Genomic DNA, 25,719 nt, shown 5'->3' on the forward strand with positions numbered 1-25,719 from the left:
CGCTGCGCGGAAAGCAACCGGAAAGGCCCCGCCCATGACCCAACCTTATGATCTTGTGATTGGCGACCGCGCCTATTCCAGCTGGAGCTTGCGCGGCTGGCTGCTGTTCGATGCCTTTGGCATTCCGGTCACCCTGCACCGCGCGCGGCTTTATACCGATGAACTGCCCACCCTGCTCCGGCAGTTTCATCCGGCCCGCACCGCGCCCACCATCCGCACGCCCGACGGGGTGGTCATCCCCGAAAGCCTTGCGATTGCCGAAGAACTGGCCTCGCGCCACCCGCAGGCCGGGATCTGGCCCGAAACCCCCAAGGCCCGCGCCATCGCCCGGGTGCTGGCGGCCGAAATGCACGCAGGCTTTACCGCGCTGCGCAGCCATTGCCCGATGAACCTCCGCGTGAGCTACACCGACTGCGCGCCCCCGCAAGGCGTGCTGGATGATCTGGCGCGGCTCGAAACCCTGTGGGACTGGGCATGGGAGCAAACGGGGGAGCAAACGGGCGCGGCCACATGGCTTTGCGGCGCCTATTCCGCCGCCGATGTGTTCTTCGCCCCCGTCGCCACCCGCATCGCCACCTACAACCTTCCGGTCGGCCCGCGCGCCATGGCCTATGTGCAGGCGCATCTGGCGCATCCCTCCTTCCGCCAATGGCGGGCAATGGGCCTTGTCGATGGCGCCGATCAGGCGTTTTACCGCCGCGATTACCCCACCCGGGCTTGGCCCGGCCCCGCGCCCTTGCTCGCCCATGCCGTAGAGGGAACCGAGGCCGAAAACACCGCCTGCCCCTATTCCGGCCAGCCCGTCACCCATGTGCTGGCGCTTCAAGGGCGCCGCTTTGGGTTCTGCAACGCCTTCTGCCGCGACAAAACCGTGGCCGACCCCGCGGCATGGCCGAAGTTCATGGCCTTGTTGTAATGGGGCGCCGCACAGGCGCGCCGCAGCGGCGTTAACCGATCGCTAACCCTGCCCCGTTAACCCATTGCCACGGGATCGGGGGAAGGCATGGTCGCCAAAGCCTATACAGTGGCCTTCGAAGGGGTCGAGGCGCGTCTGGTCGAGGTGCAATGCGCCGTCTCGCCCGGCATGCCCGCCTTCACGGTGGTGGGCCTGCCCGACAAGGCGGTGTCCGAAGCGAAAGAGCGGGTGCGCGCCGCGCTCAGCGCCATGTCGATCGCGCTTCCGACCAAGAAAATCACCATCAACCTCTCGCCCGCCGACCTGCCGAAAGAAGGGTCACACTTCGATCTGCCCATCGCACTGGCCTTGCTGGCCGCCATCGACATCCTGCCCCGGGATGAGGTGGAGGGCACGGTGGCCTTGGGAGAACTCGCGCTGGATGGCCGCCTGATCGCGGTGATCGGCGCCCTGCCCGCCGCCATGGCCGCCGCCGACAGCGACCGCGCGCTGCTCTGCCCGCGCGCCTGCGGCGCCGAAGCGGCATGGGTGGGGGCCACCGAAGTGCTCGCCGCCGCCTCGCTGGACGAGGTGGTGCGCCACTACACCGGGCAAAGCCCCCTCCCCCCCGCCGAAGCGGGCGAGGTGGTCTCGGCCCGCAACGGCCGCGACATGGCCGAGGTCAAAGGCCAAGAACGCGCCAAGCGCGCGCTGGAAATCGCAGCGGCCGGCCGCCACCACATGCTGATGGTGGGCACGCCCGGTTCTGGCAAATCGATGCTGGCCGCCCGCCTGCCCGGCATCCTGCCCCCCCTCTCGGCGGTCGAGGCCTTGGAAACCTCGATGATCCACTCGCTGGCAGGGCTTTTGTCCGAAGGCGGCATCTCCCGCGACCGCCCGTTTCGCGAACCCCACCACACCGCCTCGATGGCCGCGATCGTGGGCGGCGGCAAAGGCGCCAAACCCGGTGAGATCTCGCTGGCCCATAACGGGGTGCTGTTTCTGGACGAATTCCCCGAATTCCCGCGTCAGGTTCTGGAAACCCTGCGCCAACCCATCGAAACCGGCGAGGTGATGGTGGCCCGCGCCAATGCGCATATCCGTTATCCCTGCCGCTTCCTGCTGCTCGCCGCCGCCAACCCCTGCCGCTGCGGCTATCTCTCCGATCCGGCCCGCGCCTGCGCCAAGGCCCCGCTCTGCGGCGACGACTATCTGGGACGCATCTCCGGCCCGCTGATGGACCGCTTCGATCTGCGCGTCGATGTGCCCCCCGTCGCCTATGCCGATCTCGACCTGCCCGCAACGGGCGACTCATCGGCCAGCATCGCGGCCCGCGTGGCCGCGGCCCGCGCCCGCCAAGCCAGCCGCTACGCCGACACCCCCGGCCTGCGTGTGAACGCCGATCTCGAAGGCCACCGGCTGGAAGAGGTGGCCACCCCCGATGCCCAAGGCCGCGCGCTGATCACCCGCGTCGCCGAGCGCATGGGCCTCACCGCACGCGGCTATCACCGTGTGCTGCGGGTGGCGCGCACCATCGCCGACCTCGACGCCTCCGCCCAAGTCCGCGCGCCCCATGTGGCCGAAGCGGTCAGCTACCGCTTCTCGCCCACCGCCAAAGAATAGCACCCCCGGCCACAAATTTTCTGCGAAAATTTGCTCTCTGCCCCACCCCCGAATTTTCGCAGAAAATTCGTATCAGCTAGGCCCGGCGCTTCGCCTCGATCACCTCCCAGATCCGCGCCGCCGTATTGGTGCCGTCGAATCGCTCCAGCTCCTGTATCCCGGTGGGCGAGGTCACGTTGATCTCGGTCAGCCAATCACCGATCACGTCAATGCCCACAAACACCTGCCCATTGTCGCGCAGCACCGGACCGATCTTGGCACAGATCTCCAGATCCCGCGCGGTCAGCCCCACCTTCTCGGGGCGCCCGCCCGCATGCATGTTTGACCGGGTCTCGCCGTCCTGTGGCACGCGGTTGATCGCCCCGACCGGCTCCCCGTTGACCAGAATCACCCGCTTGTCCCCTGCCGAAACCGCCGGCAAGAACTTCTGCACGATCAGCGGCTCGCGGTTCATGCCAGTGAACATCTCATGCAGACTGGCCAAATTGCGGTCATTCGGGTCCAGCCGAAACACCCCCGCGCCCCCATTTCCATACAGCGGCTTCAGGATGATATCGCCATGCCGCGCCTTGAAGGCACGGATCGTCTGCAAATCCCGCGCAATCGCCGTCGGCGGCGTCAACTCCGGAAAGCGCAGCACCAGCAGCTTCTCCGGGAAGTTGCGCACCCAGAACGGATCATTCACCACCAAGGTCCGCGGATGAATCATCTCAAGCAGATGCGTCGTCGTGATATAGCCCATGTCAAACGGCGGGTCTTGCCGAAGCCAGACCACATCCATCTCCGACAGGTCCACCTCCACCTCGGGCCCGTAACTCACATGGTTCCCGACCTCGCGCCGCAGCTCGATCCAGAACCCCCGCGCCATCACCCGACCTTCAACAAAGGCCAAGCGGTCTGGCGTGTAATAAAACAACGTATGGCCCCGCGCCTGCGCCTCCAGCGCAATGCGGAACGTGCTGTCGGCATTGATATTGACCGACCCGATCGGGTCCATCTGCAAGGCAACCTTGAGCGGCATGGGCAATCCTCCGTGATCGCGCAAGCTTTGGCGCAAACCCAAGGAAGATGCAAACCGTCAGGCCGCGAAGGCGTTTTCCAACACCGCGATCCGGCCGGCGCCATCCACCAGCGCCACGTCAAACCGCACAGGCGTGGCCTGCCCTGCAGGCTCCCCCCCCAGAAAACAGGCGGCCGAGGCCGTGATTCGCGCCATCTGCCGCGCAGTCACCCGCTCGGCCGCGATGGCATGGCTGCGCGCCTGCTTCACTTCGATGAAAATCACCTCGGCGCCGTCACGCGCGATCAGGTCGATCTCTCCGCCGGGCCCGCGCCAGCGCCGCGCCACCACCGGACGGCCGGACCGATCGTAAAGCCGCGCCACCTGATCTTCGGCGGCAACCCCGGCATGAAAGCTTCTGCGCCCTGTCATTCTGCCTCCTCCCCCGCGCGTCCCCGCGCCAAAGCAAGTTGATACACATCACGCTTTGGCATGCCGAACGCATCGGCGATGGCCGCAGCGGCATCTTTCACCGTCATCGTGGCCAAGGCGCGGTCCAGCGCCGCCTCCACCGTTCCGGCATCGGCCTGCACCGCTTCCCCGCGATCAATCAGCAACACGATTTCGCCCTTCACATCCCGCCCTTCATAGGCGGCCACAAGTTCGCCCAAGGTGCCCCGGGTGACCTCTTCAAACCGTTTCGTCAGTTCCCGGCACACCACCGCCTGTCTCTCTTCTCCGAAGCATTGCACGCTGACCATTAATGTTTCCCGAATTCTCTTCGGGCTTTCATACAAAATCACCGTCGCCCCGACATGGGCGAGTCCGCTCAGAAAGCTGCGGCGCGCGGCCTTGGCGCTTGGGGGAAAGCCTGCGAACAAGAAGCGGTCCGAGGGCAGGCCCGACACGGTCAGCGCGCACAGCACCGCCGAAGCGCCGGGGGCGGCCAGCACCGGCAGCCCCGCGCCGATCGCCGCGCGGGCCAGGCCGAAGCCGGGGTCCGAGATCAGCGGCGTGCCCGCCTCGGAGGCATAGACCACCGATTTTCCCTCCTGCAGCGCCCGCATCAAGCGCGGCAGCGCCTGCGCCTCATTGTGCTCATGATAGGGCACCAGCGGCCGGTCTTTCAGCGCAACGCCATGAATTTCCATCAGATGTCTCAGGCTGCGCGTGTCTTCTGCCGCAAGCACATCCGCCCCCGCCAGCAGATCCAGCGCCCGCAGCGTGATGTCGCGGGCCGCACCGATCGGGGTCGCGATGAAATGCAGTCCCGGCGCGATCTGGCGGGCCGCGGCCACAAAGGCAGGCATATCGGGCAGGTTTGGGCTTTCGGCTGGCATCGGGCTGGTCCTGACAAGTTTACTTCGTCCGCCATTGCCCGTAAGTTCAGCCTCAGAAGCTGCGCCTTTCGGGAAAAGGAAGTCCTTATGTTGTCTGTTCTGAGCCGGGCCCGCAAGTCGCTGGGTCGTGCCGCCATTGCTGCCGCAGCGCTTGCCTTGGCGGCCTGCCAACCCGCTGCCGGCCCGGGGGCCAGCGGTCCTGCCATCGATTCGTCCGCCCCTGTCGTCGTCGCGCTTCTGGTGCCCTCGGGCTCCGGTCAGGCCAGTGACGAGCTTCTGGCGCGCTCCTTGCAGAATGCGGCGCGGCTCGCCGTCTCGGATCTGGGCACCAACCGCATCGACCTGCGCGTCTACAACACGTCCGGCCAGCCGGCGACCGCACAGGCGATGACCACGCAGGCCATCGCCGACGGGGCAAAGATCATCCTCGGCCCGGTGTTCGCGCAAGAGGCCAATGCCGCCGGGGCCGCCGCGCGCGCCCAAGGGGTCAATGTGCTGGCCTTTTCCAACAATCCCGATATCGCGGGGGGCAATGTCTTCATCCTCGGCCCCACCTTCGGCAACACCGCCGCGCGTCTGGCCACCTATGCCGTGCGCAACGGCAAGCGCCGGATCATGGTGGTGCATGACCAGAACACCGCAGGCCAGCTGGGCCGCGCCGCCATCGAACAGGGCGTTGCCCGCGCCGGTGGCACGGTGGTCGGGGTCGATTCCTATGAATTCTCGCAAAACGGCGTCGTGTCGGCCGCGCCGCGCATCGCCGCCACCGCGCGCGACACCAGCGCCGATGCCGTCTTCCTCACCGCCGATACCGCAGGCGCCCTGCCGCTGATCAGCCAGTTGCTGGCCGACAATGGCATGGGTCCCGCCGCCACCCAGTTCATCGGCCTGACCCGCTGGGATATCCCGCAGGCGACCCTCGCGCTGCCGGGCGTGCAAGGGGGCTGGTTCGCCCTGCCGGATCCGGCGCTTTACCAGCAGTATCAGTCGCGCTATCAGGCCGCCTTCGGCGAGGCACCGCACCCGATTTCAGGCCTTGCCTATGATGGCATCGCGGCAATCGGCGCGCTGCTCAAGCAAGGCCGCGCCACGGCGCTGACCGGACAGGCGCTCACCCAATCGGCAGGCTTCGTGGGGGTCAACGGCATCTTCCGCCTGCGCTCCGATGGGCAGAACGAACGCGGGCTCGCAGTGGCCGAGATCCGCAACAATCAGGTCATGATCATTGACCCCGCCCCGCGCAGCTTCGGCGGCGCCGGCTTCTAAGGCGGCACCCCGCCGATGGCGCAGGCCCATCCGCCGTCGCAGCCCCTCTCTGGCGCCGCCCTTACGGCTGCGCCAGAGAGCGATCTTGTCGCCGCTCCCCTGCCCGACATGCTGCTCCCCCCCGCGCAGATCTTCGACCCGAAGGCCTGCCTCTCCGCGATTGCCGCCGAGGCCGCCACCGCGCCCGACAGCCGGGCGCTGCGCAGCCTTGCCGTGCAGCACCTGAGCGAGGCGCGCCACCGTGGCAACGCCGCGCTGGCCGAGGCCTTCACCCGCCGCCCGCGTGACGCACGCGCGCTGGTGCTGGGCCAGTCGGTGTTGACCGATGGGCTGGTGCGCGTGGCGCTCGAAGTCGCCTGCCGCTGGCTCCACCCGCTCCCGAACCCCACCGAGTCCGAGCGCATCGCCGTCGTCGCCGTCGGCGGCTATGGCCGCGCCGAGATGGCCCCCGCCTCCGACGTCGATCTGCTCTTCCTCACCCCGTGGAAGACCACGCCTTGGGCAGAGAGCGTGGTGGAATCCATGCTCTACATCCTGTGGGACCTGAAGCTGAAGGTCGGTCACGCCACCCGCACCGTCAAGGATTGCATCCGGCTCGGGCGCGAGGACATCACCATCCGCACCGCCTTGCTCGAACACCGTTTCATCGCCGGTCACCAGCCGCTGGCCACCGAACTCGGCGACCGGCTCTGGGCCGAACTGTTCCGCAACTCCGGCCCCGAATTCATCGAAGCCAAGCTCACCGAACGCGCCGAGCGTCACAAACGCCAAGGCGGTCAGCGCTATGTGCTGGAACCCAACGTCAAAGAGGGCAAGGGCGGCCTGCGCGATCTGCAAACCCTCTACTGGATCGGCAAATACCTGCACCGCGTCCCCGCCGCCCGCGAACTCGTCGCCATCGGCCTGTTCCGCCCCGAGGAATATGAAACCTTCCGCACCGCCGAAGAATTCCTCTGGGCCGTGCGCTGCCATCTGCATTACATCACCGGCCGCGCCATGGACCAGCTCACCTTCGACCTTCAGGTCGAAGTCGCCGACCGCATGGGCTACCGCGATGCCGGTGGCCGCCGCGCGGTGGAAATCTTCATGCAGGATTACTTCCGCCACGCCACCCGCGTGGGCGAGCTGACCCGCATCTTCCTCACCGAACTCGAAGCCCGCCACGCCAAGCCCGAAGCCAGCCTCTTCGGCATCTTCAAGCGCAAGAAACGCGTCCGCGAAGGCTACCGCCTGATCCAAGGCCGCATCGATGTGGTGGATGAGGTCGCCTTCCTGCAAGACCCGCTCAACCTCTTGCGCATCTTCGAAGAAGCCCTGCGCACCGGCTATCTGCTGCACCCCAACGTGATGCGGATGATCGCCGCCAATCTTTCACTCATCGACGATTCGGTGCGCGACACCCCCGAGGCCGTGCGGCTCTTCACCGACATGCTGCTCAAACACGGCAACCCCGAACGCGCGCTGCGCCGGATGAACGAGCTTGGCGTGCTCGGCGCCTTCATCCCCGATTTCGAACGCATCGTCGCCATGATGCAGTTCAACGTCTACCACCACTACACGGTGGACGAACACATCATCCAATGCATCTCCGTCCTCGCCCAGATCGAACGCGGCGAGCTGGTGGAAGAACTGCCCATCGCCTCGCGCATCCTCGCGGGCGGCGTCAACCGCAAGGTGCTCTACGTCGCCCTTTTGCTGCATGACATCGGCAAGGGCCGCCCCGAAGACCATTCCATCATCGGCGCGCAGATGGCGCGGCGCATCGCGCCCCGGCTTGGCCTCACGGCGGAAGAGGTGGAAACCGTCGAATGGCTGGTGCGCTATCACCTCTTGATGTCGGATGTCGCGCAAAAGCGTGACATCGGCGATCCGCGCACGCTGCGCGATTTTGCCAAGGCGGTGAAAACCCGCAAACGGCTCGATCTGCTGACCGTGCTCACCGTCTGCGACATCCGTGGCGTCGGCCCCGGCACGTGGAACAACTGGAAAGCCATGCTGCTGCGCAGGCTTTACAACGAAACCGCCGAGGCGCTGGAAAACGGGCTGGAAAACGTCAACCGCACCAAGCGCGAGGATGAAGGCAAAAAGGCGCTGCGCATCGCGCTGGCCGATTGGCCACAGGCCGATATCCGCGCCGAACTGGCCCGCCATTACCCGCCCTATTGGCAAGGCCTGCCCACGGAAACCCAAGCCGTCTTTGCCCGTCTCTTGCGCGGACTGGGCGATGATGAAATCCGCATCGACCTGCACCCCGAGCCCGACCGCGATGCCACCCGCGCCGCCTTTGCGCTGGCCGATCATCCGGGCATCTTCTCGCGCCTTGCCGGTGCGCTGGCGCTTGTGGGCGCCAATGTGGTGGATGCGCGCACCTATACCTCGAAAGATGGCTATGCCACCGCCGTTTTCTGGGTGCAGGACAGCGAAGGCAAACCCTATGACGAAGCCCGCCTGCCCCGCCTGCGCAGCATGATCGACAAAACCCTGCGCGGTCAGGTCGTCGCCCGCGACGCGCTCAAGGACCGCGACAAGGTGAAAAAGCGCGAAAGCGAATTCCGCTTTCCCACCCATATCACCTTCGACAACGAAGGCTCGGATATCTACACCATCATCGAGGTCGATACCCGCGACCGTCCCGGTCTGCTCTATGATCTCACCCGCACGCTGGCCAACAACAACATCTATATTGCCTCCGCCGTGATCGCGACCTATGGCGCGCAGGTGGTCGACAGCTTTTACGTCAAGGATATGTTCGGGTTGAAAATGCACGCCAAACCCAAGCAGGACGCCTTGGAAAAGAAACTGCGCCAAGCCATCCTCGAAGGCCGGGAGCGCGCCGCCACATGAAACCCATCCGCCTGATCCGCTCGATCATGGTGGTCGGCGGCTGGACGTTGCTGTCGCGCGGCGCGGGCTTTGCCCGCGACATCCTGATGGCCGCCTATCTTGGTTCCGGCCCGGTGGCGCAGGCCTTTCTGATCGCCTTCTCCTTGCCCAATATGTTCCGCCGCTTCTTTGCCGAAGGCGCCTTCAACATGGCTTTCGTGCCGATGTTCGCCAAAAAGCTGGAAGCCGGCGAAGACCCCAAAACCTTTGCCCGCGATGCGTTCAGCGGGCTTGCGGGCATCTTGCTGGTGTTTTCGGTGCTGGGCACCTTGGCAATGCCTTGGCTGGTCTGGGCCATGGCCTCGGGCTTTGCGGGCGATGAACGCTTTGATCTGGCCGTGCTTTATGGCCGGATCGGCTTTTCCTACATTCTCTTCATCAGCCTCGTCGCGCTGCTCTCGGGCGTGCTCAATGCCTTTGGCCGCTTCACCGAAGCCTCTTTCGTGCCCGTGCTGATGAACCTCATGTTCATCGCCGCCATGCTCATGGCCGACCGCTTCGGCTGGGATATGGGCCTGACACTGGCGTGGACGGTGCCGATCACCGGTGTGGCGCAATTCGCCTTCACGTGGTGGGCGGCAGCCCGCATGGGCTTTGCGCTGGTGCCGACATGGCCAAAGCTCACGCCCGAACTGAAGCGCCTGTTCGTCATCGCCGCCCCGGCTGTGCTGGCGGGCGGGGTGGTGCAGATCAACCTGCTTGTGGGGCGTCAGGTCGCCAGCTTCACCGATGGCGCGGTCGCTTGGCTGTCTTACGCCGACCGGCTTTATCAGCTTCCCTTGGGCGTGGTGGGCATCGCCATCGGCACCGTGCTCCTGCCCGATCTCTCGCGCCGCCTGCGGGCGGGGGATGCCCAAGGCGGGCGGGACAGCTTCAACCGGGGCAGCGAATTCGCCATGGTGCTGACGGTTCCTTCGGCGGTGGCGCTGGTGGTGATCGCGATGCCGCTCTGCGCGGTGCTGTTCGAGCGCGGCGCCTTTGGCCCCGATGACACCGCCAATACCGCGATGGCCTTGGCGGTCTATGGTCTGGGCCTTCCCGCCTTCATGCTGCAAAAGATGCTGCAACCGCTGTATTATGCGCGCGAAGATACGAAACGGCCGTTCCGCTATGCCGTGATCTGCATGATCGTGAATGCGATCATCGCCGTGGGCCTGTTGCCGCTGATCGGTTTTGTCGCGGCGGCACTGGCCACCACGCTCTCGGCTTGGGTCATGGTCTGGCAACTCTGGCGCGGAAGCCGTGGCATGGGGCCCGAAGCGCAGTTCGATGACCGCTTTCGCGCGCGGGCGTGGCGGATCGTGCTGGCGGCGCTGGGGATGGGCGGGGTGCTGTTCGTCGCGATGATGGCGCTGGCGCCGATGCTGGGCACCGACGGGCTGCGCTACCCGGCGCTGGCGCTGCTGATCCTCGCAGGGGTGCTGGCCTATTTCGGCGCGGGCACCCTGCTCGGGGCGTTTCACTTGTCTGATTTCAGATCGGCGCTGCGCCGCAACCGCGGCTGACCCGCCGCGACTGCGCCTGTGCCTGCGCTTGCGCTTGCCCTCGCGCCAAACCTTAACAGAGCCTTAAATCGAAATCCTAACCCCTTGATTTCACCGCACTGCCCTGCGTGTAACACAGCGGGCACTACCGCTGGCGGAGTTTCTCAAGCACCCGCCCCCAGCCCCCCGGGCTGACCACGAAAGACAGGGCAAATCCGGTGGCAAAACCGGTCAGGTCCGCCACCCACTCATACCCGCCCCCGAACAGCAGCCCAAAGATCAGCTGGATGCCCAGCAGGAACCCGATGAGCGTGAAGGCCCGGTATTTGTTGGCCCCCACCGCCGCAAGGTTCACCCACAACAGGAAGGTGAACCCTCCGATCAACCCATAGACCGAAGGATACCCCCCGATCAAAGGCGCGCGCACCCCCGGCAGAACCAGCGTGTAGACCAAGGCCCCCACGATGGCCGAGGCAAAGAAGATGAGCAGCACCGCCCACCACCGGAACACCTCCCCCACCATCTTCCCCAAGGCCAGCAGGATGACGACCACGAACAGCACATGCGTCACCCCCCCATGCACGAAGGGATAGCTCACCAACCGATGCAGCCCCTCCAGCGGATACTGCCCGGTGTCGAGGAAATACCGCATCAACTCGGGCGAGAAGGCAAAGCGCTCCAGCGCCTGCAACCGCCAGCCGATCCCCTCCGCCCCGCCCACCAGCCCCGCGCCCGCAGCGCTCAGGACCAATTCCATCGCGATCATCGGCAAGGCCAGCACCCACACCACCACCGGCAACGGGTTCAAAGGGGCGGCGTTTGTGTTCTGCATGGCATGCTCCTGCGCGAAGGCGCCCCGATTGACGCCCCCTTGCCCATGGATTACGCCAGCCTCAGCACTTTATCCAGATGGAGACGACCATGTCAGAGCCTTCGGCGGTCCAAACGCCGCAAGCCTTTCCGCCGCGGATTTTCTCAGGCATCCAGCCCTCGGGCGGGCTCACGCTTGGCAATTACCTCGGCGCTCTGAAACGCTTCGCCGAAAAGCAGAACGAAGGCATCGAGACAATCTATTGCCTCGTCGACATGCATGCGATCACCGTCTGGCAAGATCCGGCCAAGCTGCGCCAGCAAACCCGCGAAGGCGCGGCGGCCTTCATCGCCTCGGGCGTCGATCCGGCGCGGTCCATCCTGTTCAACCAAAGCCAAGTCTCTGCCCATGCCGAACTGGCGTGGATCTTTAACTGCGTGGCGCGTCTGGGCTGGATGAACCGGATGACCCAGTTCAAGGACAAGGCGGGCAAGAATGCCGAAGCCGCCTCTCTTGGGCTTTACGCCTACCCGGCGCTGATGGCCGCCGACATCATGGCCTATCACGCCACCCATGTGCCCGTGGGCGAGGATCAGAAGCAGCATCTGGAACTGACCCGCGACATCGCGGCCAAGTTCAACCATGACTTCGGCGTCGATTTCTTCCCCATCGTCGAGCCGCTGATCGAGGGCGCCGCGACGCGCGTGATGTCCTTGCGCGACGGCACCAAGAAGATGTCGAAATCCGACCCGTCCGACCAAAGCCGCATCAACCTGACCGATGATGCCGATGCCATCGCCACCAAGATCCGCAAGGCCAAAACCGACCCGGAGCCGCTGCCAGCGCACCTTGACGGCTTGAAGGACCGCCCCGAGGCGCGAAACCTCGTGAACATTTACGCGGCCCTGTCTGGCATGACCGCGGCAGAGGTGATCGCCGAGAACGCGGGCGCGCAATTCGGCACCTTCAAGCCCAAGCTGGCCGATCTGGCCGTCTCGGTGATGGCGCCGATCACCACCGAGATGAACCGGCTGATGCAGGACCCGGCCGAGATCGACCGTATATTGGGCGAAGGCGCAGGCCGGGCGGAGGCCATTGCACGGCCCGTTCTGGACCAAGTCTACGACATCGTCGGCATGATCCGCAAAGCACGCTGATGCGCGGGGGGGCATCTTGCCGCCCCCGTTTCCCCACGGGGAAAGTTGATGCCCGGACCACCCACTCTGGCAGGGTAACGCGATGAAACGTCTGGCGCGTCTTGTCTTGTTCTTGCTGTTTGTTGGCTCGGTCGGGCTGACGCTGCGGTCGGCGGCGGAGATAAGCGCATCCCCGGCCCTTCAGCCCGTGATCACCCGCAGTGCTGCCGAGATCGAGGCGGTGACTGATCGCATGATGGCGCGCGCGGCGACGCCAGAGCGGCTGAACACCCTGATCGAGGCGCGGCTGGCCGAGGTGCCGCGCAACTGGGTGGCCTTGCAGGCACTGGCCGAGGTGGTCGAGGCGCAGGGGCATCCGCTGCCCGCCGCCTATGCACAGGCTTGGGACGACGAGTCCGGCCTGATGGCGCTGTCGGGGAACTGTCTGGCCTGTATCTGGGACATCGGCACCTGCTCCCTGTCCACCGCCTTGATCTGCAAGGCACCGATCCTGTTGACCCCGGTCGAGGATCTGCGCGGCGTGGTCAAGGCGGGGGCGGATTACACGTTTGGCAACCCGATTGATCAGCTGGATCTGGGCCTGTCGGTGCTGGGGCTGGGGGCGACGGCGGCCTTTGTGGCGACGGGCGGCACCTCGGCCACCGTGAAGGCCGGCACGGCAACGATCCGGCTGGCGCGCGGGATGGGGCGGCTTTCGCCCGCGCTCGCAGCGCGGATGGGGGCCGCGGTGACCGATGGCATCCGCTGGGCGGATTTGCCGATGGTGCGCAGTGCCGATGATGCGGCTGCCCTGCTGCGCACCGATGCCTTGCGCCCGATGATCGACACGGTGGCCGATCTTGGTCGGGTCGCCGATGCCACCGGGCCGGTGCCTGCGCTGCATCTGCTGCCCTTGGTGGATGATGCTTCCGACGCGCGGCGGCTGGCACACGCCGCCGAGGCTTTGGGGCCAAAGACGGTCTCACGTGCGGAAGTCTTGGGAAAATCGCGGCTTTTGCGCGCCACCTTGCGCTATGGCGATGAGGCGGTTGCACTGATTGTGGGGATGGTGGGGGCGCTGTTGTCTTTGGCGCTGATGCTGGCCGGAGCGGTGCAAAGCGCAATGCTGCGCTGGCTGCAGGCCCGTGTCACATGACTGACGCCAATCCGCGCTAAGACAACAGACGGCGGGTCTGTCCCCTCTCTGCTGCTGATCGGGGCGTCCCCTGCCCCGTGGCGTCCCGCCTTTTGCCCCCGGATCGCCTTGGCGACACGGGGGCCTTTTTCACACGAGTTGTGCATTCTTGGAGGCTTGGTCGGTGGCAAAAGCCCGGCTATCCTGCTGCTGAAAGACTTTCAGCCCAAGGGAGGGCACCATGACCAGTATTCACCCCGGAACCCGCGTCGGCCATGTCCATCTGAAGGTGGCGGATCTGGACCGTGCCATTGGGTTTTACTCTGGCTTGCTGGGGTTTGGCGTGACACAGCGCTATGGGCCACAGGCGGCCTTTCTGGCGGCAGGCGGCTATCATCATCACATCGGGCTGAACACATGGGAGAGCGCCGGGGGCACACCGCCGCCGCCCGGGCACACCGGGCTGTATCACACCGCCTTTCTGTTCCCCGACCGCAAGGCGCTGGCGCAAGTGTTCAAGCGGCTGGTCACAGCAGGCTGGCCGATTGACGGCGCGGCCGACCATGGGGTGAGCGAGGCGATCTACCTGCGCGATCCCGACAACAATGGGGTCGAGCTTTACGTAGACCGCCCCGAGAGCGACTGGCCGCGCGATGCGCAGGGCACGCTGGCGATGGTGAACAGGCGCTTTGACCTCGCGGCCCTGTTGTCCGAAGCCGACTGACCGCACCCGGCAGGGGTTTACAGAAAGGAGCAAAGCGCTTACCTCCGCCCGCTTGCGATCAGGGGGCATCATGGCACAGGCACGCGTTTGCGGGGTGGATTTCGGCACCTCAAACTCCACCGTCTCAATTCCCGCCGACAGCGGCGCGCGGCTGATTGCGCTGGAGGGCGCTCATGTCACCCTACCCTCGGCAGTGTTCTGGGATGCCGAAGGCGCGCCGCCTCAGTTCGGACGCGCGGCGATGGCGGCCTATATCGAAGGCGATGACGGGCGGCTGATGCGCGGTCTGAAATCTGCGCTGGGGTCGGATCTCATTCATGAAAAGACCAAGGTCGGCAACCGGGCGATTGCCTTCACGCAGATCATCGGTCGCTTCTTTGCGCATCTGCGCACCAAGCTGGAGGCAGAGCAGCCGGACACCGACCATGTGGTGCTGGGCCGTCCGGTGCATTTCGTGGACGATGACCCCGAAGGCGACAAGGCGGCGCAGGATGTGCTGGAGACAATCGCGCGCGAACAGGGCTTCCGCCAGATCGGATTTCAGTATGAACCCATCGCGGCGGCGCTGGATTATGAAAGCCGGGTCAGCGCAGAGGAATTGGTGCTCATCGTCGACATCGGCGGCGGCACCACCGATTTTTCGGTGATCCGCGTGTCACCGGGCGCCGCGCAGCGGGCCGACAGGGCCGGAGATATTCTTGCCAACCATGGGTTGCGACTGGGAGGCACCGATCTGGACCGGATGCTCAGCCTAGACCACATCATGCCCGATCTGGGGCTTGGCAGTCTGGTGCATGGCGGCAAGGCCGCGATGCCGCAGCATTATTACCTTGATCTGGCAAGCTGGCACCGCATCAACGCCATGTATGCGCCGGGGGTGGCGCGCGAGATCAAGGAGCTGCGCCAGCGTGCGATGCAGCCAGAACTGTTGGAGCGGATGCTGTCGGTGCTGGAAAACCGGCAGGGCCACGCGCTTGCGATGGCGGCAGAGGCGGCCAAGATCGATCTGTCGGATCGCCAGACCACTCAGATCGCGCTTGCCCGGTTGACGGGCGGGCGGGACAGAACATTGTCGCGCACAGGCTTTGAGGAAACCGTCGCCCAGTCTGTCCTGCGGCTGACCGGCGGGCTCGCAGAGGTGCTGCGGCGGGCGGGCGTGACCCCTCACGAGATCGGGACAGTCTTCATGACCGGGGGCTCTGCCAGCCTGCCGGTGCTGCGCGAGGCAGTGACCCGCTGCCTGCCCGGCACCCCGATCGCCACGGGAGACATGTTTGGCAGCGTCGGCACCGGGCTCGCCCTTGATGCCGCCCGGCGATTTGCCTGACGCGCAGGGAAGGCTTGCCAGCCCCCCCGGCCATCCGCCATGATGCCCGCTCTTGGGGAGATCACAGATGCGGAAGTTTCTTGTCGTGCTGGACGACAGTCGGGAATGCCTCAACGCCATGCGCTTTGCCGCGTTGCGGGCGTCACATACGGGGGCCGGGGTGACCATCCTCTCGGTCATCCCGCCCGAGGAGTATCAGCACTGGATGGGGGTGGCAGATCTGATGCGGGCCGAAGCCCGCGAGAGGATCGAGGCGCATTTCGAGGTGTTTGCCAAATGGATGCGGGACAAGCAGGGGGTGAACCCGGATCTGGTCATCCGCGAAGGCGATCCGGTCACAGAAATCTTGAAGCTGGTGAACGAAGAGCCACAGATCGGCGTTCTGGTGCTGGGCGCAGGCAGCGACAAATCCGGGCCGGGGCCGCTGGTCACACAGATGTCGAAGAATGCCGGGAACTTGCCCATTCCAATCACCATTGTTCCGGGCGAAATGTCCAAGGAACGGTTGGAAAAGATCACCTGAGCCTTGCGCGGGGTGCAGAACGGGGATGCGAAGGTGAGCCTTTTCCGGCCTTTGCGCAGTGACTAGTTCTCGGTCAGGGCGGAGCAGACTGAAAAGGCACAGATGATGACCGCCCTTCCCAAACCGCACAGCTTTCTTGACACCCCGACGCCCGCGATGCGCAACGCGCGCGCCTTGGCGCGGGCCGAGACAGGAACGCTTGACTATTGCACCTCGCTGACATCGGAGCTGCCCGCAAAACCTGTGCGCGCGCTGACCCCGCTTGAGGCGATGTATGCCTATTTCGGGTCCGATGAGGCCTCGGCCGGAGCCTCTTGACCCGGGCCCCAAGGTTGACTTGTTCTCGGCAAAGGCCCATATCCGAGCAGAACTGTCGGAGATAGCCATGTTCATCCAGACCGAGTCGACCCCGAATCCCGCAACGCTGAAGTTCCTGCCCGGCCAGACCGTGCTGGACTTGGGCACCGCTGATTTCCCGAATGCCGAAGCGGCGAGCAAGTCGCCGCTGGCGCGTCGCATCTTTGCAGCCGGCGGCGTGACAGGCGTCTTCTTCGGCGCGGACTTCGTGACTGTGACCAAGGCGGATGACACCGATTGGCAACACATCAAGCCAGCCATTCTGGGCGCCATCATGGAGCATTACCAATCTGGTGCCCCAGTGATGGAAGGCGAAGCAAAGGCCGCTGGCGGCCATGCCGAGCACACCGGTGAAGATGGCGATATTGTGCGCCAGATCAAGGAATTGCTTGATACCCGGGTCCGGCCCGCAGTGGCGCAGGATGGCGGCGATATCACGTTCCACGGCTTTGAGCGCGGCGTGGTCTACCTGCATATGCAAGGCGCCTGCGCGGGCTGCCCGTCTTCGACGCTGACCCTGAAGATGGGGATCGAAAACCTGCTGCGCCATTACATCCCCGAGGTCACCGAGGTGCGCCCGGTTGCCGCCTGACATCGTTTTGGCCTTTGACACATCGGCGGCGCATTGCGCCGCCGCTTTGCTTTTGCCCGATGGATCTTGCCTGATCCGGCAAGAGGAGATGGCCAAGGGGCAGGCCGAGCGGCTTTTGCCGCTGCTGGACGCGCTTCTTGCCGAGGCGGGGCTTCACTGGGGCGATCTGTCGGGGATCGGCGTGGGCACGGGGCCGGGAAATTTCACAGGGGTGCGCATCTCTGTCGCTGCGGCACGCGGATTGGCGTTGTCTTTGGGCATCCCCGCCATTGGGGTGACACGGTTGGAGGCCTTGGCGCATGGCCTGCCGCATCCTGTCACCGTGGTCGAGGATGCGCGGCGCGACGAAGCCTATGTCCAATCTTTCCGCGCCGAAGGTGCCGATCCGGCGCGGTTGGTTGCGTTGGCAGAGCTGAAGGTTGCCGGACCGGTGACAGGCTCGGCGGCGGCGGGTCTGCAAGGCCCGGTGCTGCCTGCGGCGATGCCACTGGTCGAGGCGACCGCACGGCTGGCGGCACAGCGTTTGAACAGCCCCCAGCCGCGCCCTGCCCCGTTTTACCTGCGCGGCGCGGATGCGGCTCCACCAAGCGATCCACCGCCGGTGATTCTTGATGACTGACGCGGCAGACTTGGCGGCGATCCACCAAAGCAGCTTTACCCTGCCCCGGCCATGGTCGACCTTGGAAATCAGCGCCTTATTGCAAAGCCCGCATGTTTTCCTCCATGCCGAACCCGGCGGGTTTCTGATCGGACGGGCCGTGGCGGGGGAAGCCGAATTGCTGACCGTCGCCGTTTTGCCCTCGTCCCGTCGGCAGGGCATTGGCACCCGGCTGGTGCGGCAGTTTATGACCGAATCTCGCAGACGCGCCGCCACAGAGGCGTTTTTGGAAGTGGCCGCCGATAACAGCGGCGCGCTTGGGCTGTATCAGGCAGAGGGATTCGTGATTGTTGGCCACAGAAGCGGCTATTACACAGGACCGGATGGTCGGCAGGTCGATGCGCTTGTTCTCTCCTGCGCCTTGTGACGCAAGGTCACAGGCGCCGCGAACCGCCTTGGTTTTGATCGGAAGATCAAAAGTCGCGGAGGGGATTTCAAATGGCTCTTGACCCTTTCACGCGACCCTGACCTAAATTGGCAATGATCCGGGCGCGGCGAAGCGGCGCGTCTTGGGCTAGAAAAAGCGTAATCGTCGCAATGACAACCGGGAGACTTTCCATGACCATGATGAAGCAGCTTTTGGGCGCAGCGGGCGCGCTGGCCCTGACCGCTGGCGCGGCCAGTGCGGAACCGGCGCTGATCTACGATCTGGGCGGCAAATTCGACAAATCCTTCAACGAAGCTGCCTACACCGGTGCCGAACGCTGGGCGCAGGAAACGGGCGGCACCTACAAGGAAATCGAGATGCAGAACGAGGCCCAGCGTGAGCAGGCCCTGCGTCGCTTGGCCGAGGCCGGGTCGAACCCGATCGTCACCACCGGTTTCGGGATGTCCGACCCGATTGCCACCGTCTCGAAAGACTTCCCCGACACCAAATTCGTCACCATCGACGGTTTTGTCGACCCGGCCGAGCATCCGAATGTGCTGAGCATCGGCTTTGCCGAGCATGAAGGGTCGTATCTGGTCGGCATGATGGCCGCCTTGGCCAGCAAGACCGGCACCGTCAGCTTTGTCGGCGGCATGGACATTCCGCTGATCCGCAACTTCGCTTGCGGCTACGCACAAGGCGCCAAAGCGGTGAATCCGGACATCACCTTCATCTCGAACATGACTGGCACCACGCCTGCGGCTTGGAATGACCCGGTAAAGGGGTCGGAACTGGCCAAGGCACAGAAATCGCAAGGCTCGGACGTGATCTTTGCGGCAGCGGGCGGCACCGGTCTGGGCGTTCTGCAAGCCGCCGCGGATGAGGGCATCCTGTCGATCGGCGTAGACAGCAACCAGAACCACCTGCACCCCGGATCGGTCCTGACCTCTATGCTCAAGCGCGTGGACGTGGCCGTCTACAATTCGATGAAAGCAGGTGCCGAGCTTGACACCACCCCTCAGGCGCTGAACCTTGCGTCGGATGGCGTAGGCTATGCGATGGACGAAAACAACGCCGAGCTGGTGACCGCAGAAATGCAGGCGACCGTTGACGCCGCCGCCGAAAAGATCAAGTCGGGTGAACTGGTTGTGCACGACTACCGCACCGACGACACCTGCCCGGCAGCGACGTTCTGATGGCCGCTTTGGCTGACACCTTGGGGCGGCAGGAAACTGCCGCCCCCTTTGCCATCGAACTGAGAGGCATTTCCAAAGCCTTTGGCCCGGTGCAGGCAAACAAAGACATCAACATCGCGGTGCCCAAGGGCACGATCCACGGCATCATCGGAGAGAACGGCGCCGGGAAATCGACGCTGATGTCGATCCTTTACGGGTTTTACAAAGCTGACTCGGGGCAGATCCTTGTCGGCGGCCATCCCACGCCGATTCCCGACAGCCAAAGCGCCATCCGCGCCGGTATCGGGATGGTGTTCCAGCACTTCAAACTGGTGCAGAATTTTACCGTGCTTGAGAACATCGTGCTCGGCGCCGAGGAAGGCGCCCTGCTGAACACCTCGCTGGGCAAGGCGCGGCAGGTTCTCAAATCCCTTGCGCAGGAATACGGGCTGAACGTCGACCCGGATGCCCTGATCGAAGATCTGTCGGTCGGGCATCAGCAGAGGGTGGAAATCCTCAAGGCCCTGTATCGTCAGGCCGACATCCTTATTCTGGACGAGCCGACCGGCGTTCTGACGCCGGATGAGGCTGACCATCTTTTTCGCATCCTGCGCGGGCTGCGCGATCAGGGCAAGACGATCATCCTGATCACCCACAAACTGCGCGAGATCATGGAGGCCACCGACAACGTGAGCGTCATGCGACGCGGCACCATGGTGGCCACGGTAAAGACAAGCGAGACCAGCCCAGAACAGCTGGCCGAACTGATGGTGGGCCGTAAGGTCCTGCTGGAGGTGCAAAAGACCCCGCCCGTTCCGGGCAAGGTGGTGCTTTCCGTCGAAAATCTGCGGGTGCGAGACGAAGACGGGGTAGAACGTCTGCGCGGCGTCAGCCTTGAAATCCGCGCGGGTGAAATCTTGGGCATCGCGGGCGTGGCTGGCAATGGTCAGTCAGAGTTGCTGGCGGCCTTGGGCGGCATGGTCAAGGCCAGCGGCGTGGCCTTGCTGAACGGGGCGCCACTGCCCTTGGCCGGACCGGGCGCAGATGGTCAGAGTCGGCGGGAGGCGGGCGTGGCCCATGTGCCCGAAGACCGCCACCATCACGGTCTTATCCTTGACTTCGCGGCTTGGGAAAACGTGGCCTTTGGCTATCACAACGACCCGAAGTATCAGAAGTCGGCCCTCTTCATGGACAATGCCGCGCTGCGTGCGGATACCGAGCGCAAGATGGCCACCTATGATGTGCGCCCGCCGATCCCGACGCTGGAGGCCAAGAACTTCTCGGGCGGCAACCAGCAGAAGATTGTGGTCGCGCGCGAGGTCGAGCAGAACCCAGACCTTTTGCTGATCGGCCAGCCGACCCGGGGCGTGGACATTGGGGCCATCGAATTCATTCACAAGCAGCTTGTCGCGCTGCGCGATGCCGGCAAGGCGATCCTGCTGGTGAGTGTGGAACTGGATGAGATCATGTCGCTGTCCGACCGGATCGCGGTGATGTTTGATGGTCAGATCATGGGCATGCGCGATCCGGCGCGCACAGATGAACGCGAACTGGGCTTGCTGATGGCAGGGATGACAGGCGAAAACGCCGGTGCGATGAAGAAAGAGGCCCATTGATGGACCGTTTGCCAAGATGGGCCGACCTGACGCTGGTGCCGCTGGTGAGCCTGCTGTTTGCCGCGATCATCTCTGCACTGGTCTTGCTGGCCATCGGTCAAAGCCCGACCGAAGCGCTCAAGGTGATGGTCGACGGTGCATTGGGTTCGCCCTATGGCTGGGGGTACACCCTTTATTACGCGACCAGCTTCATCTTTACCGGGCTCGCGGTCACGGTGGCCTTTCACGCGGGATTGTTCAACATTGGCGGCGAAGGCCAAGCCCAACTGGGCGGGCTGGGCGTCGCATTGGTGTGCCTGTCGTTGCCTTGGCCACATTGGACGGTCGCTTTGCTTGCGGCAACATGCGGAGCCGCGCTGTTTGGCGCGGCGTGGGCGGCGATTCCGGCCTATCTTCAGGCCAAGCGCGGCAGCCATATCGTGATCACCACGATCATGTTCAACTACATCGCGGCGGCCTTGCTCGTCTTTGTTCTGGTGGATGTGCTGCGCCCGACCGGCCAGATGGACCCGGCCTCGGCGCGTTTCCCCGTAGGCGCACAACTGCCCGCCTTGAACGACATCCCCGGCTTCAACCTGATCTTTCAGCGCCCTGTCCCGGCCAATGTGACCCTGCTGATCGCTCTGGCGATGGCGGTGGTGGTCTGGGCGCTGTTGTGGCGCACCCGGCTGGGCTATCAGATCCGCGCCTTCGGCAAATCCGAGGCGGCAGCGAAATACGCCGGGATCAACCCCGTGCGCATCACGATCATCGCCATGCTGATCTCGGGCGGGCTGGCCGGCATGATGAGCATCAACAACGTCATGGGCGAGGCCGAGCGTCTCTTGCAGAACTCGTCTGAAGGCGCTGGCTTCATCGGGATCGCCGTCGCGCTGATGGGGCGGAACCATCCGTTTGGTGTGGTGCTTGCGGCGCTCCTCTTCGGCTTTCTCTATCAGGGCGGTGCCGAGCTTGGCCTTTGGACCAGCATTCCGATCGAGATGCGCATCGTGGTGCAGGGGCTTGTGATCCTGTTCACCGGCGCGCTTGACATGATGGTGCGTATGCTCTTGGAGCGTGTGTTTGGCCTGTTCCGATCGGCCAAGGCGGTGAGGGCAGGCTGATGGATTACGCAACACTTCTTCAGGTGCTTGACACCACCGTGCGCTTGGCCACGCCGCTTTTGCTGGCCTGTCTTGCCGGGCTTTACTCTGAACGTGCGGGCATCTTTGACATCGGACTGGAAGGCAAGATGCTTTCGGCCGCGATGTCGGCAGGGGCAGTCGCGGCCTTGACGGGCTCGGCCTGGGCCGGCTTGCTGGCCGGGATCGGGGCCTCGATGCTCTTCGCCCTGCTGCATGGCATTGCCGCGATCACCTTCCGGGGGAATCAGCTGATCTCGGGGGTCGCTCTGAACTTTCTGGCCTCAGGGCTGACCGTGCTGATCGCGCAGGCGCTGTTCCGCCAAGGCGGGCGCACGCCGCCGCTCACCGGGGAGGCACGGTTCAACCCGGTCACCCTGCCGGGGGCCGAGGCGCTGCGCGAGGTGCCGCTCATCGGACCGCTGTATTTTGAGGTGATCTCGGGCCATTCTGTTCTGGTCTACATCGCCTTCCTGATCGTGCCTCTGACATGGTGGGTCTTGTTTCGCACGCGCTTTGGTCTGCGCTTGCGCGCTGTGGGTGAAAACCCCGCAGCCGTCGACACCGCAGGCGTGTCGGTGATCGGGCTGCGCTTTGCAGCCGTGGCGATCACTGGCGTCCTCTGCGGCTTGGCAGGCGCCTATATGGCGACGGCGCTGCAAGCAGGGTTTGGCCGCGAGATGACGGCGGGCCGGGGTTATATCGCGCTCGCCGCACTGATCTTTGCCAAGTGGCGCCCGGTGGCGGCCATGTGGGCCTGTCTGCTGTTCGGCTTCTTTCAGGCACTCGCCTTGCGCCCCGACGTGGTGCAGGCCGTGGTGCAGGTGAAGGTGCCGGTGCCTCTTCTGGATGCCCTGCCCTATATTCTGACCGTGCTGGTGCTGGCAGGCTTCGTCGGCAAGGCCATCCCGCCCCGCGCCGGCGGCCAACCCTATGTGAAAGAACGCTGATCGCAGCCCCCGACGCCCCGCAGACGGGGGCTTCACGCCCCCGCCCCCTGTGGGATATTTCGATACAGAGGAAGAACGCTTCCATGTGCCCTTTACCTGGTCCAAATATCCTCTGGGGGTCCGGGGGGCGAAGCGCCCCCGGCGGTGCCGCAAGACAAAGGAAAGAAGAATGAGCCTCACGTCCGACGCCCTCAAAGCGATTCATGACCGCGCAGGCACGGCACCTGTCAGGCTTGGCCTGATCTTGGGCTCAGGCCTCGGCCATCTGGCGCAGGCGGTGGATGGGGTCGCCATTCCTTACGCCGATCTGCCCGGCTTTCCCCATGCGGCTGTCTCAGGACACAATCCACACCTGCATATCGGCACGCTCGAAGGCGTGCGGGTGGCCGTTTTCGGGGCGCGGGAACATTACTATGAAAAGGGCAATCCGGCGGCCATGCGGCGCGCGCTCGACGTTCTCAAACGACTGGGCGCCACCGATCTGATCCTGACGAATGCGGCGGGCTCGATGCGGCCTGATGTGCCTCCGGGAGATCTGATGCTGCTGTCCGATCACATCAATTACAGCGGGCTCAACCCTCTGATCGGAGAGCCGACGGATGCGCGCTTCGTTCCGATGACCGATGCGCATAACCCCGACTTGCGCGCGGCGCTCCGTGCCAGCGCGCAGGCCGTGGGGATCGACATCAAGGATGGCGTCTATGCCTGGTATTCCGGCCCCTCGTTCGAAACCCCGGCCGAGATCCGCATGCTGAAGATGCTGGGCGCCGATGCGGTGGGAATGTCGACGGTGCCCGAGATCATTCTGGCGCGTTTTTTCGGCCTGCGCTGTGCGGCGATTTCCACCATCACCAATATGGCGGCAGGCATGTCAGATGAAAAGATCAGCCATGAGCACACCAAGGCCATGGCGCCCTTGGGTGCGGCAAAACTGGAACGCATCCTGCGGCATTTCCTGGCCACGCTCCGATGAGGGCGTTCGGGATTTGACACCGAGGCCAAAGACGCGCAAGCCTTTGGTCTGACCGCCCTTTCGCCTTCCGGGGCCCGACATGCAGATCTTTCTCCCCATCGCCGATATCTCGGTCAATCTTTTCCTTCTTCTGGGGATCGGCGGAGTTGTGGGCTTTCTGTCCGGCCTGTTCGGTGTGGGAGGCGGATTTCTGATCACGCCCTTGCTCTTTTTCATCGGTATCCCGCCCGCCATCGCGGTCGCCACCGGGGCGAACCAAGTGGTGGCGTCTTCGGTGTCCGGCGTTCTGGCGCAGCTCAAGCGCAAGGCGGTGGATTTCCCCATGGGCTTTGTGCTGCTGGCGGGGGGGATGGTCGGCTCGGCAAGCGGGGTCTGGGTCTTCGCCCGGTTGACGGCGGCGGGCCAAGTCGATCTGTTCGTGCAACTGTCTTACGTGCTGTTCCTCGGCCTGATCGGCTTGACCATGTTCTGGGAATCGCTCAATGCGCTGCGGCGGACGCGCAAGGTGGGGGCGCCGATCCGGCGGTCTCATACGCATAACTGGGTGCATGGACTGCCCTTCAAGATGAAGTTCCGGGCTTCAGGGCTTTACATCTCCGTCTTGCCGCCTTTGGCAGTGGGGGCACTGGTCGGCTTTCTGGCGGCGATCATGGGGGTGGGCGGCGGCTTCATCATGGTGCCCGCAATGATCTATTTTCTGGGCATGCCCACCAAGGTGGTGATTGGCACCTCGCTGTTCCAGATCATTTTCGTCACCGCCTTTACCACCGTGATGCACGCTGTCACCGCCAACACGGTGGATATGATGCTGGCGGTGTTGCTGATTTTGGGCGGCGTGATCGGGGCGCAGGTGGGCGCGCAGGTGAGCGGCAAGTTGAAGGCCGAGCAATTGCGCATCTTGCTGTCGCTTCTGGTGCTTGGCGTGGCCTTCAAGATCGCGCTGGATCTGCTGCTGCGCCCTTCCGAGCTTTACACCATCACACCGGGATTGCTGCCATGATCCGCGTGCTGCTTTTCTGGTGCTTGGCGTGCCTGCCCGCCGCTGCCGCAACCGAGGATATTGTCGCGGGGCTGAGCCAGAACCGGGTGTCCATCACCGCAGATTTCGAAGGGTCAGAGATCCTGATCTACGGCGCGGTGCGGCGCACGGCTCCGGCACCCGAAGGCCAGCTGCATGTGATCATCACGGTCGAAGGACCTTCGGCACCGATCACCGTGCGCAAGAAAGACCGGACCGCGGGCATCTGGATCAACCGAGAGTCGGTGCAGATCGCCAGCGCGCCCTCATTCTACGCCATCGCGACCACCGGGCATCTGAAAGACATTTTGTCCGAAACAGAGAACCTGCGGCATCAGATCACCATTCCACGCGCCATTCGCGCGGTGGGCATTTCACAGCAGGCCGGAAATGCGCCGGAGTTTCTGGAAGCGCTGATCCGCGTGCGCGAGAGCGAGGACAAATACCGGCTGAGCGAACGCTCGGTGCAGTTCACGCAAGCCACGCTGTTCCGATCGGATGTGGTGCTGCCTGCGAACCTCACCGAAGGGCTTTACCGGGTGCGGATCTTCCTCACCCGCGACGGGCAGGTGGTGGACCGCATCGAACGGCAAATCAATGTGCGCAAGGAAGGGTTGGAACGCTTTCTGTTCAACCTTTCGCGCGACCAGCCGCTGATCTATGGTTTTTTGTCGCTGCTGATCGCAGTGGTGGCAGGCTATGCAGCCTCGGCCGGCTTTAGATTGTTCAAGCGCTAAGGCAGAGA

General features: G+C 64.5%; 25 protein-coding genes. 21 read left to right on the forward strand and 4 right to left on the reverse strand.

Going from position 1 to position 25,719, the window contains the following annotated elements:
- Nucleotides 1-34: 34 nt before the first annotated feature.
- On the forward strand, nucleotides 35-916 hold the full coding sequence (locus CUR21_RS17250; protein WP_100198313.1) for a glutathione S-transferase: 882 nt from the start codon (nucleotides 35-37) through the stop codon (nucleotides 914-916).
- Between the two features lie 87 nt (nucleotides 917-1,003).
- Nucleotides 1,004-2,518: a YifB family Mg chelatase-like AAA ATPase gene (locus tag CUR21_RS17255; RefSeq protein ID WP_100198314.1), complete on the forward strand. Its 1,515-nt coding sequence runs from the start codon at nucleotides 1,004-1,006 to the stop codon at nucleotides 2,516-2,518.
- 76 nt (nucleotides 2,519-2,594) lie between these two features.
- Here the strand turns inward: CUR21_RS17255 and gshB are convergent, their stop codons facing one another.
- Genes gshB through rsmI form a run of 3 tightly spaced genes read right to left on the reverse strand, consistent with a single transcriptional unit; the run spans nucleotide 2,595 to nucleotide 4,858 of the window.
- Complete coding sequence (gene gshB / locus CUR21_RS17260; RefSeq protein ID WP_100198315.1) at nucleotides 2,595-3,539, reverse strand: glutathione synthase; 945 nt, start codon at nucleotides 3,537-3,539, stop codon at nucleotides 2,595-2,597.
- Between the two features lie 57 nt (nucleotides 3,540-3,596).
- Nucleotides 3,597-3,950, reverse strand: coding sequence for a YraN family protein (locus CUR21_RS17265; protein ID WP_100198316.1), 354 nt, complete (start codon nucleotides 3,948-3,950; stop codon nucleotides 3,597-3,599).
- Nucleotides 3,947-4,858, reverse strand: a complete 912-nt coding sequence (gene rsmI / locus CUR21_RS17270; protein ID WP_232622846.1) for a 16S rRNA (cytidine(1402)-2'-O)-methyltransferase — start codon at nucleotides 4,856-4,858, stop codon at nucleotides 3,947-3,949. Before rsmI ends, CUR21_RS17265 begins: the two co-directional genes overlap by 4 nt.
- Before the next feature lie 87 nt (nucleotides 4,859-4,945).
- On the opposite strand from rsmI, the gene CUR21_RS17275 reads away from it, so the two are divergent.
- The 3 genes from CUR21_RS17275 (at nucleotide 4,946) to murJ (ending at nucleotide 10,512) form a co-directional block, all read left to right on the forward strand.
- On the forward strand, nucleotides 4,946-6,124 hold the full coding sequence (locus CUR21_RS17275; protein WP_100198317.1) for a penicillin-binding protein activator: 1,179 nt from the start codon (nucleotides 4,946-4,948) through the stop codon (nucleotides 6,122-6,124).
- Between the two features lie 108 nt (nucleotides 6,125-6,232).
- On the forward strand, nucleotides 6,233-8,968 hold the full coding sequence (locus CUR21_RS17280; RefSeq protein WP_232622857.1) for a [protein-PII] uridylyltransferase: 2,736 nt from the start codon (nucleotides 6,233-6,235) through the stop codon (nucleotides 8,966-8,968).
- Nucleotides 8,965-10,512 (forward strand): murein biosynthesis integral membrane protein MurJ, encoded by a 1,548-nt coding sequence (gene murJ, locus CUR21_RS17285; RefSeq protein ID WP_100198319.1) that lies wholly within the window; start codon nucleotides 8,965-8,967, stop codon nucleotides 10,510-10,512. The genes CUR21_RS17280 and murJ overlap by 4 nt, the downstream gene beginning before the upstream one ends.
- Before the next feature lie 124 nt (nucleotides 10,513-10,636).
- On the opposite strand, the gene CUR21_RS17290 is transcribed toward murJ, so the two are convergent.
- On the reverse strand, nucleotides 10,637-11,323 hold the full coding sequence (locus CUR21_RS17290) for a rhomboid family intramembrane serine protease (RefSeq protein ID WP_100198320.1): 687 nt from the start codon (nucleotides 11,321-11,323) through the stop codon (nucleotides 10,637-10,639).
- Between the two features lie 89 nt (nucleotides 11,324-11,412).
- On the opposite strand from CUR21_RS17290, the gene trpS reads away from it, so the two are divergent.
- The 16 genes from trpS to CUR21_RS17370 all read left to right on the forward strand — a co-directional run bounded on the left by trpS (nucleotide 11,413) and on the right by CUR21_RS17370 (nucleotide 25,711).
- The gene (trpS, locus tag CUR21_RS17295) at nucleotides 11,413-12,459 is read left to right on the forward strand and encodes a tryptophan--tRNA ligase (RefSeq protein WP_100198436.1); all 1,047 of its coding nucleotides are present in this window, start codon (nucleotides 11,413-11,415) and stop codon (nucleotides 12,457-12,459) included.
- An 82-nt stretch (nucleotides 12,460-12,541) separates the two neighbouring features.
- Nucleotides 12,542-13,594: a hypothetical protein gene (locus CUR21_RS17300; protein WP_100198321.1), complete on the forward strand. Its 1,053-nt coding sequence runs from the start codon at nucleotides 12,542-12,544 to the stop codon at nucleotides 13,592-13,594.
- Nucleotides 13,595-13,814: 220 nt separating this feature from the next.
- Nucleotides 13,815-14,297, forward strand: a complete 483-nt coding sequence (locus tag CUR21_RS17305; RefSeq protein ID WP_100198322.1) for a VOC family protein — start codon at nucleotides 13,815-13,817, stop codon at nucleotides 14,295-14,297.
- A 70-nt stretch (nucleotides 14,298-14,367) separates the two neighbouring features.
- Nucleotides 14,368-15,624, forward strand: coding sequence for an Hsp70 family protein (locus CUR21_RS17310; RefSeq protein ID WP_100198323.1), 1,257 nt, complete (start codon nucleotides 14,368-14,370; stop codon nucleotides 15,622-15,624).
- Nucleotides 15,625-15,691: 67 nt separating this feature from the next.
- Nucleotides 15,692-16,147, forward strand: a complete 456-nt coding sequence (locus tag CUR21_RS17315) for a universal stress protein (protein ID WP_100198324.1) — start codon at nucleotides 15,692-15,694, stop codon at nucleotides 16,145-16,147.
- A gap of 102 nt (nucleotides 16,148-16,249) precedes the next feature.
- The gene (locus CUR21_RS17320) at nucleotides 16,250-16,465 is read left to right on the forward strand and encodes a hypothetical protein (protein ID WP_100198325.1); all 216 of its coding nucleotides are present in this window, start codon (nucleotides 16,250-16,252) and stop codon (nucleotides 16,463-16,465) included.
- Between the two features lie 67 nt (nucleotides 16,466-16,532).
- Nucleotides 16,533-17,096, forward strand: a complete 564-nt coding sequence (locus tag CUR21_RS17325; RefSeq protein WP_100198326.1) for a NifU family protein — start codon at nucleotides 16,533-16,535, stop codon at nucleotides 17,094-17,096.
- Nucleotides 17,086-17,715, forward strand: coding sequence for a tRNA (adenosine(37)-N6)-threonylcarbamoyltransferase complex dimerization subunit type 1 TsaB (gene tsaB, locus CUR21_RS17330; protein WP_198431741.1), 630 nt, complete (start codon nucleotides 17,086-17,088; stop codon nucleotides 17,713-17,715). The genes CUR21_RS17325 and tsaB overlap by 11 nt, the downstream gene beginning before the upstream one ends.
- The gene (locus CUR21_RS17335) at nucleotides 17,708-18,121 is read left to right on the forward strand and encodes a GNAT family N-acetyltransferase (RefSeq protein ID WP_100198327.1); all 414 of its coding nucleotides are present in this window, start codon (nucleotides 17,708-17,710) and stop codon (nucleotides 18,119-18,121) included. The genes tsaB and CUR21_RS17335 overlap by 8 nt, the downstream gene beginning before the upstream one ends.
- A gap of 191 nt (nucleotides 18,122-18,312) precedes the next feature.
- Nucleotides 18,313-19,317, forward strand: coding sequence for a BMP family protein (locus CUR21_RS17340; RefSeq protein WP_100198328.1), 1,005 nt, complete (start codon nucleotides 18,313-18,315; stop codon nucleotides 19,315-19,317).
- On the forward strand, nucleotides 19,317-20,912 hold the full coding sequence (locus CUR21_RS17345) for an ABC transporter ATP-binding protein (protein ID WP_100198329.1): 1,596 nt from the start codon (nucleotides 19,317-19,319) through the stop codon (nucleotides 20,910-20,912). Before CUR21_RS17340 ends, CUR21_RS17345 begins: the two co-directional genes overlap by 1 nt.
- A complete protein-coding gene (locus CUR21_RS17350; protein ID WP_100198330.1) occupies nucleotides 20,912-22,015 on the forward strand; it encodes an ABC transporter permease in 1,104 nt (367 codons plus the stop codon). Before CUR21_RS17345 ends, CUR21_RS17350 begins: the two co-directional genes overlap by 1 nt.
- Nucleotides 22,015-22,983, forward strand: coding sequence for an ABC transporter permease (locus CUR21_RS17355; RefSeq protein ID WP_100198331.1), 969 nt, complete (start codon nucleotides 22,015-22,017; stop codon nucleotides 22,981-22,983). Before CUR21_RS17350 ends, CUR21_RS17355 begins: the two co-directional genes overlap by 1 nt.
- Before the next feature lie 169 nt (nucleotides 22,984-23,152).
- Nucleotides 23,153-23,956, forward strand: coding sequence for a purine-nucleoside phosphorylase (locus tag CUR21_RS17360; RefSeq protein ID WP_100198332.1), 804 nt, complete (start codon nucleotides 23,153-23,155; stop codon nucleotides 23,954-23,956).
- 79 nt (nucleotides 23,957-24,035) lie between these two features.
- Complete coding sequence (locus tag CUR21_RS17365; RefSeq protein ID WP_100198333.1) at nucleotides 24,036-24,956, forward strand: sulfite exporter TauE/SafE family protein; 921 nt, start codon at nucleotides 24,036-24,038, stop codon at nucleotides 24,954-24,956.
- The gene (locus tag CUR21_RS17370) at nucleotides 24,953-25,711 is read left to right on the forward strand and encodes a TIGR02186 family protein (RefSeq protein ID WP_100198334.1); all 759 of its coding nucleotides are present in this window, start codon (nucleotides 24,953-24,955) and stop codon (nucleotides 25,709-25,711) included. The genes CUR21_RS17365 and CUR21_RS17370 overlap by 4 nt, the downstream gene beginning before the upstream one ends.
- Nucleotides 25,712-25,719: the final 8 nt, after the last annotated feature.

This window comes from Pseudorhodobacter sp. MZDSW-24AT, assembly GCF_002794355.1.
Classification (GTDB): Bacteria; Pseudomonadota; Alphaproteobacteria; order Rhodobacterales; family Rhodobacteraceae; genus Pseudotabrizicola.

Coding starts and splice junctions, on each gene's coding strand:
- CUR21_RS17300 (WP_100198321.1), top strand. CDS start 12,542: ATGAAACGTCTGGCGCGTCTTGTCTTGTTCTTGCTGTTTGTTGGCTCG.
- CUR21_RS17290 (WP_100198320.1), bottom strand. CDS start 11,323: ATGCAGAACACAAACGCCGCCCCTTTGAACCCGTTGCCGGTGGTGGTG.
- CUR21_RS17355 (WP_100198331.1), top strand. CDS start 22,015: ATGGATTACGCAACACTTCTTCAGGTGCTTGACACCACCGTGCGCTTG.
- CUR21_RS17325 (WP_100198326.1), top strand. CDS start 16,533: ATGTTCATCCAGACCGAGTCGACCCCGAATCCCGCAACGCTGAAGTTC.
- CUR21_RS17320 (WP_100198325.1), top strand. CDS start 16,250: ATGATGACCGCCCTTCCCAAACCGCACAGCTTTCTTGACACCCCGACG.
- CUR21_RS17365 (WP_100198333.1), top strand. CDS start 24,036: ATGCAGATCTTTCTCCCCATCGCCGATATCTCGGTCAATCTTTTCCTT.
- CUR21_RS17265 (WP_100198316.1), bottom strand. CDS start 3,950: ATGACAGGGCGCAGAAGCTTTCATGCCGGGGTTGCCGCCGAAGATCAG.
- CUR21_RS17310 (WP_100198323.1), top strand. CDS start 14,368: ATGGCACAGGCACGCGTTTGCGGGGTGGATTTCGGCACCTCAAACTCC.
- CUR21_RS17335 (WP_100198327.1), top strand. CDS start 17,708: ATGACTGACGCGGCAGACTTGGCGGCGATCCACCAAAGCAGCTTTACC.
- trpS (WP_100198436.1), top strand. CDS start 11,413: ATGTCAGAGCCTTCGGCGGTCCAAACGCCGCAAGCCTTTCCGCCGCGG.
- CUR21_RS17370 (WP_100198334.1), top strand. CDS start 24,953: ATGATCCGCGTGCTGCTTTTCTGGTGCTTGGCGTGCCTGCCCGCCGCT.
- CUR21_RS17280 (WP_232622857.1), top strand. CDS start 6,233: ATGCTGCTCCCCCCCGCGCAGATCTTCGACCCGAAGGCCTGCCTCTCC.
- CUR21_RS17340 (WP_100198328.1), top strand. CDS start 18,313: ATGACCATGATGAAGCAGCTTTTGGGCGCAGCGGGCGCGCTGGCCCTG.
- CUR21_RS17250 (WP_100198313.1), top strand. CDS start 35: ATGACCCAACCTTATGATCTTGTGATTGGCGACCGCGCCTATTCCAGC.
- CUR21_RS17275 (WP_100198317.1), top strand. CDS start 4,946: ATGTTGTCTGTTCTGAGCCGGGCCCGCAAGTCGCTGGGTCGTGCCGCC.
- CUR21_RS17360 (WP_100198332.1), top strand. CDS start 23,153: ATGAGCCTCACGTCCGACGCCCTCAAAGCGATTCATGACCGCGCAGGC.
- rsmI (WP_232622846.1), bottom strand. CDS start 4,858: ATGCCAGCCGAAAGCCCAAACCTGCCCGATATGCCTGCCTTTGTGGCC.
- CUR21_RS17305 (WP_100198322.1), top strand. CDS start 13,815: ATGACCAGTATTCACCCCGGAACCCGCGTCGGCCATGTCCATCTGAAG.
- CUR21_RS17315 (WP_100198324.1), top strand. CDS start 15,692: ATGCGGAAGTTTCTTGTCGTGCTGGACGACAGTCGGGAATGCCTCAAC.
- CUR21_RS17255 (WP_100198314.1), top strand. CDS start 1,004: ATGGTCGCCAAAGCCTATACAGTGGCCTTCGAAGGGGTCGAGGCGCGT.
- gshB (WP_100198315.1), bottom strand. CDS start 3,539: ATGCCGCTCAAGGTTGCCTTGCAGATGGACCCGATCGGGTCGGTCAAT.
- CUR21_RS17350 (WP_100198330.1), top strand. CDS start 20,912: ATGGACCGTTTGCCAAGATGGGCCGACCTGACGCTGGTGCCGCTGGTG.
- murJ (WP_100198319.1), top strand. CDS start 8,965: ATGAAACCCATCCGCCTGATCCGCTCGATCATGGTGGTCGGCGGCTGG.
- CUR21_RS17345 (WP_100198329.1), top strand. CDS start 19,317: ATGGCCGCTTTGGCTGACACCTTGGGGCGGCAGGAAACTGCCGCCCCC.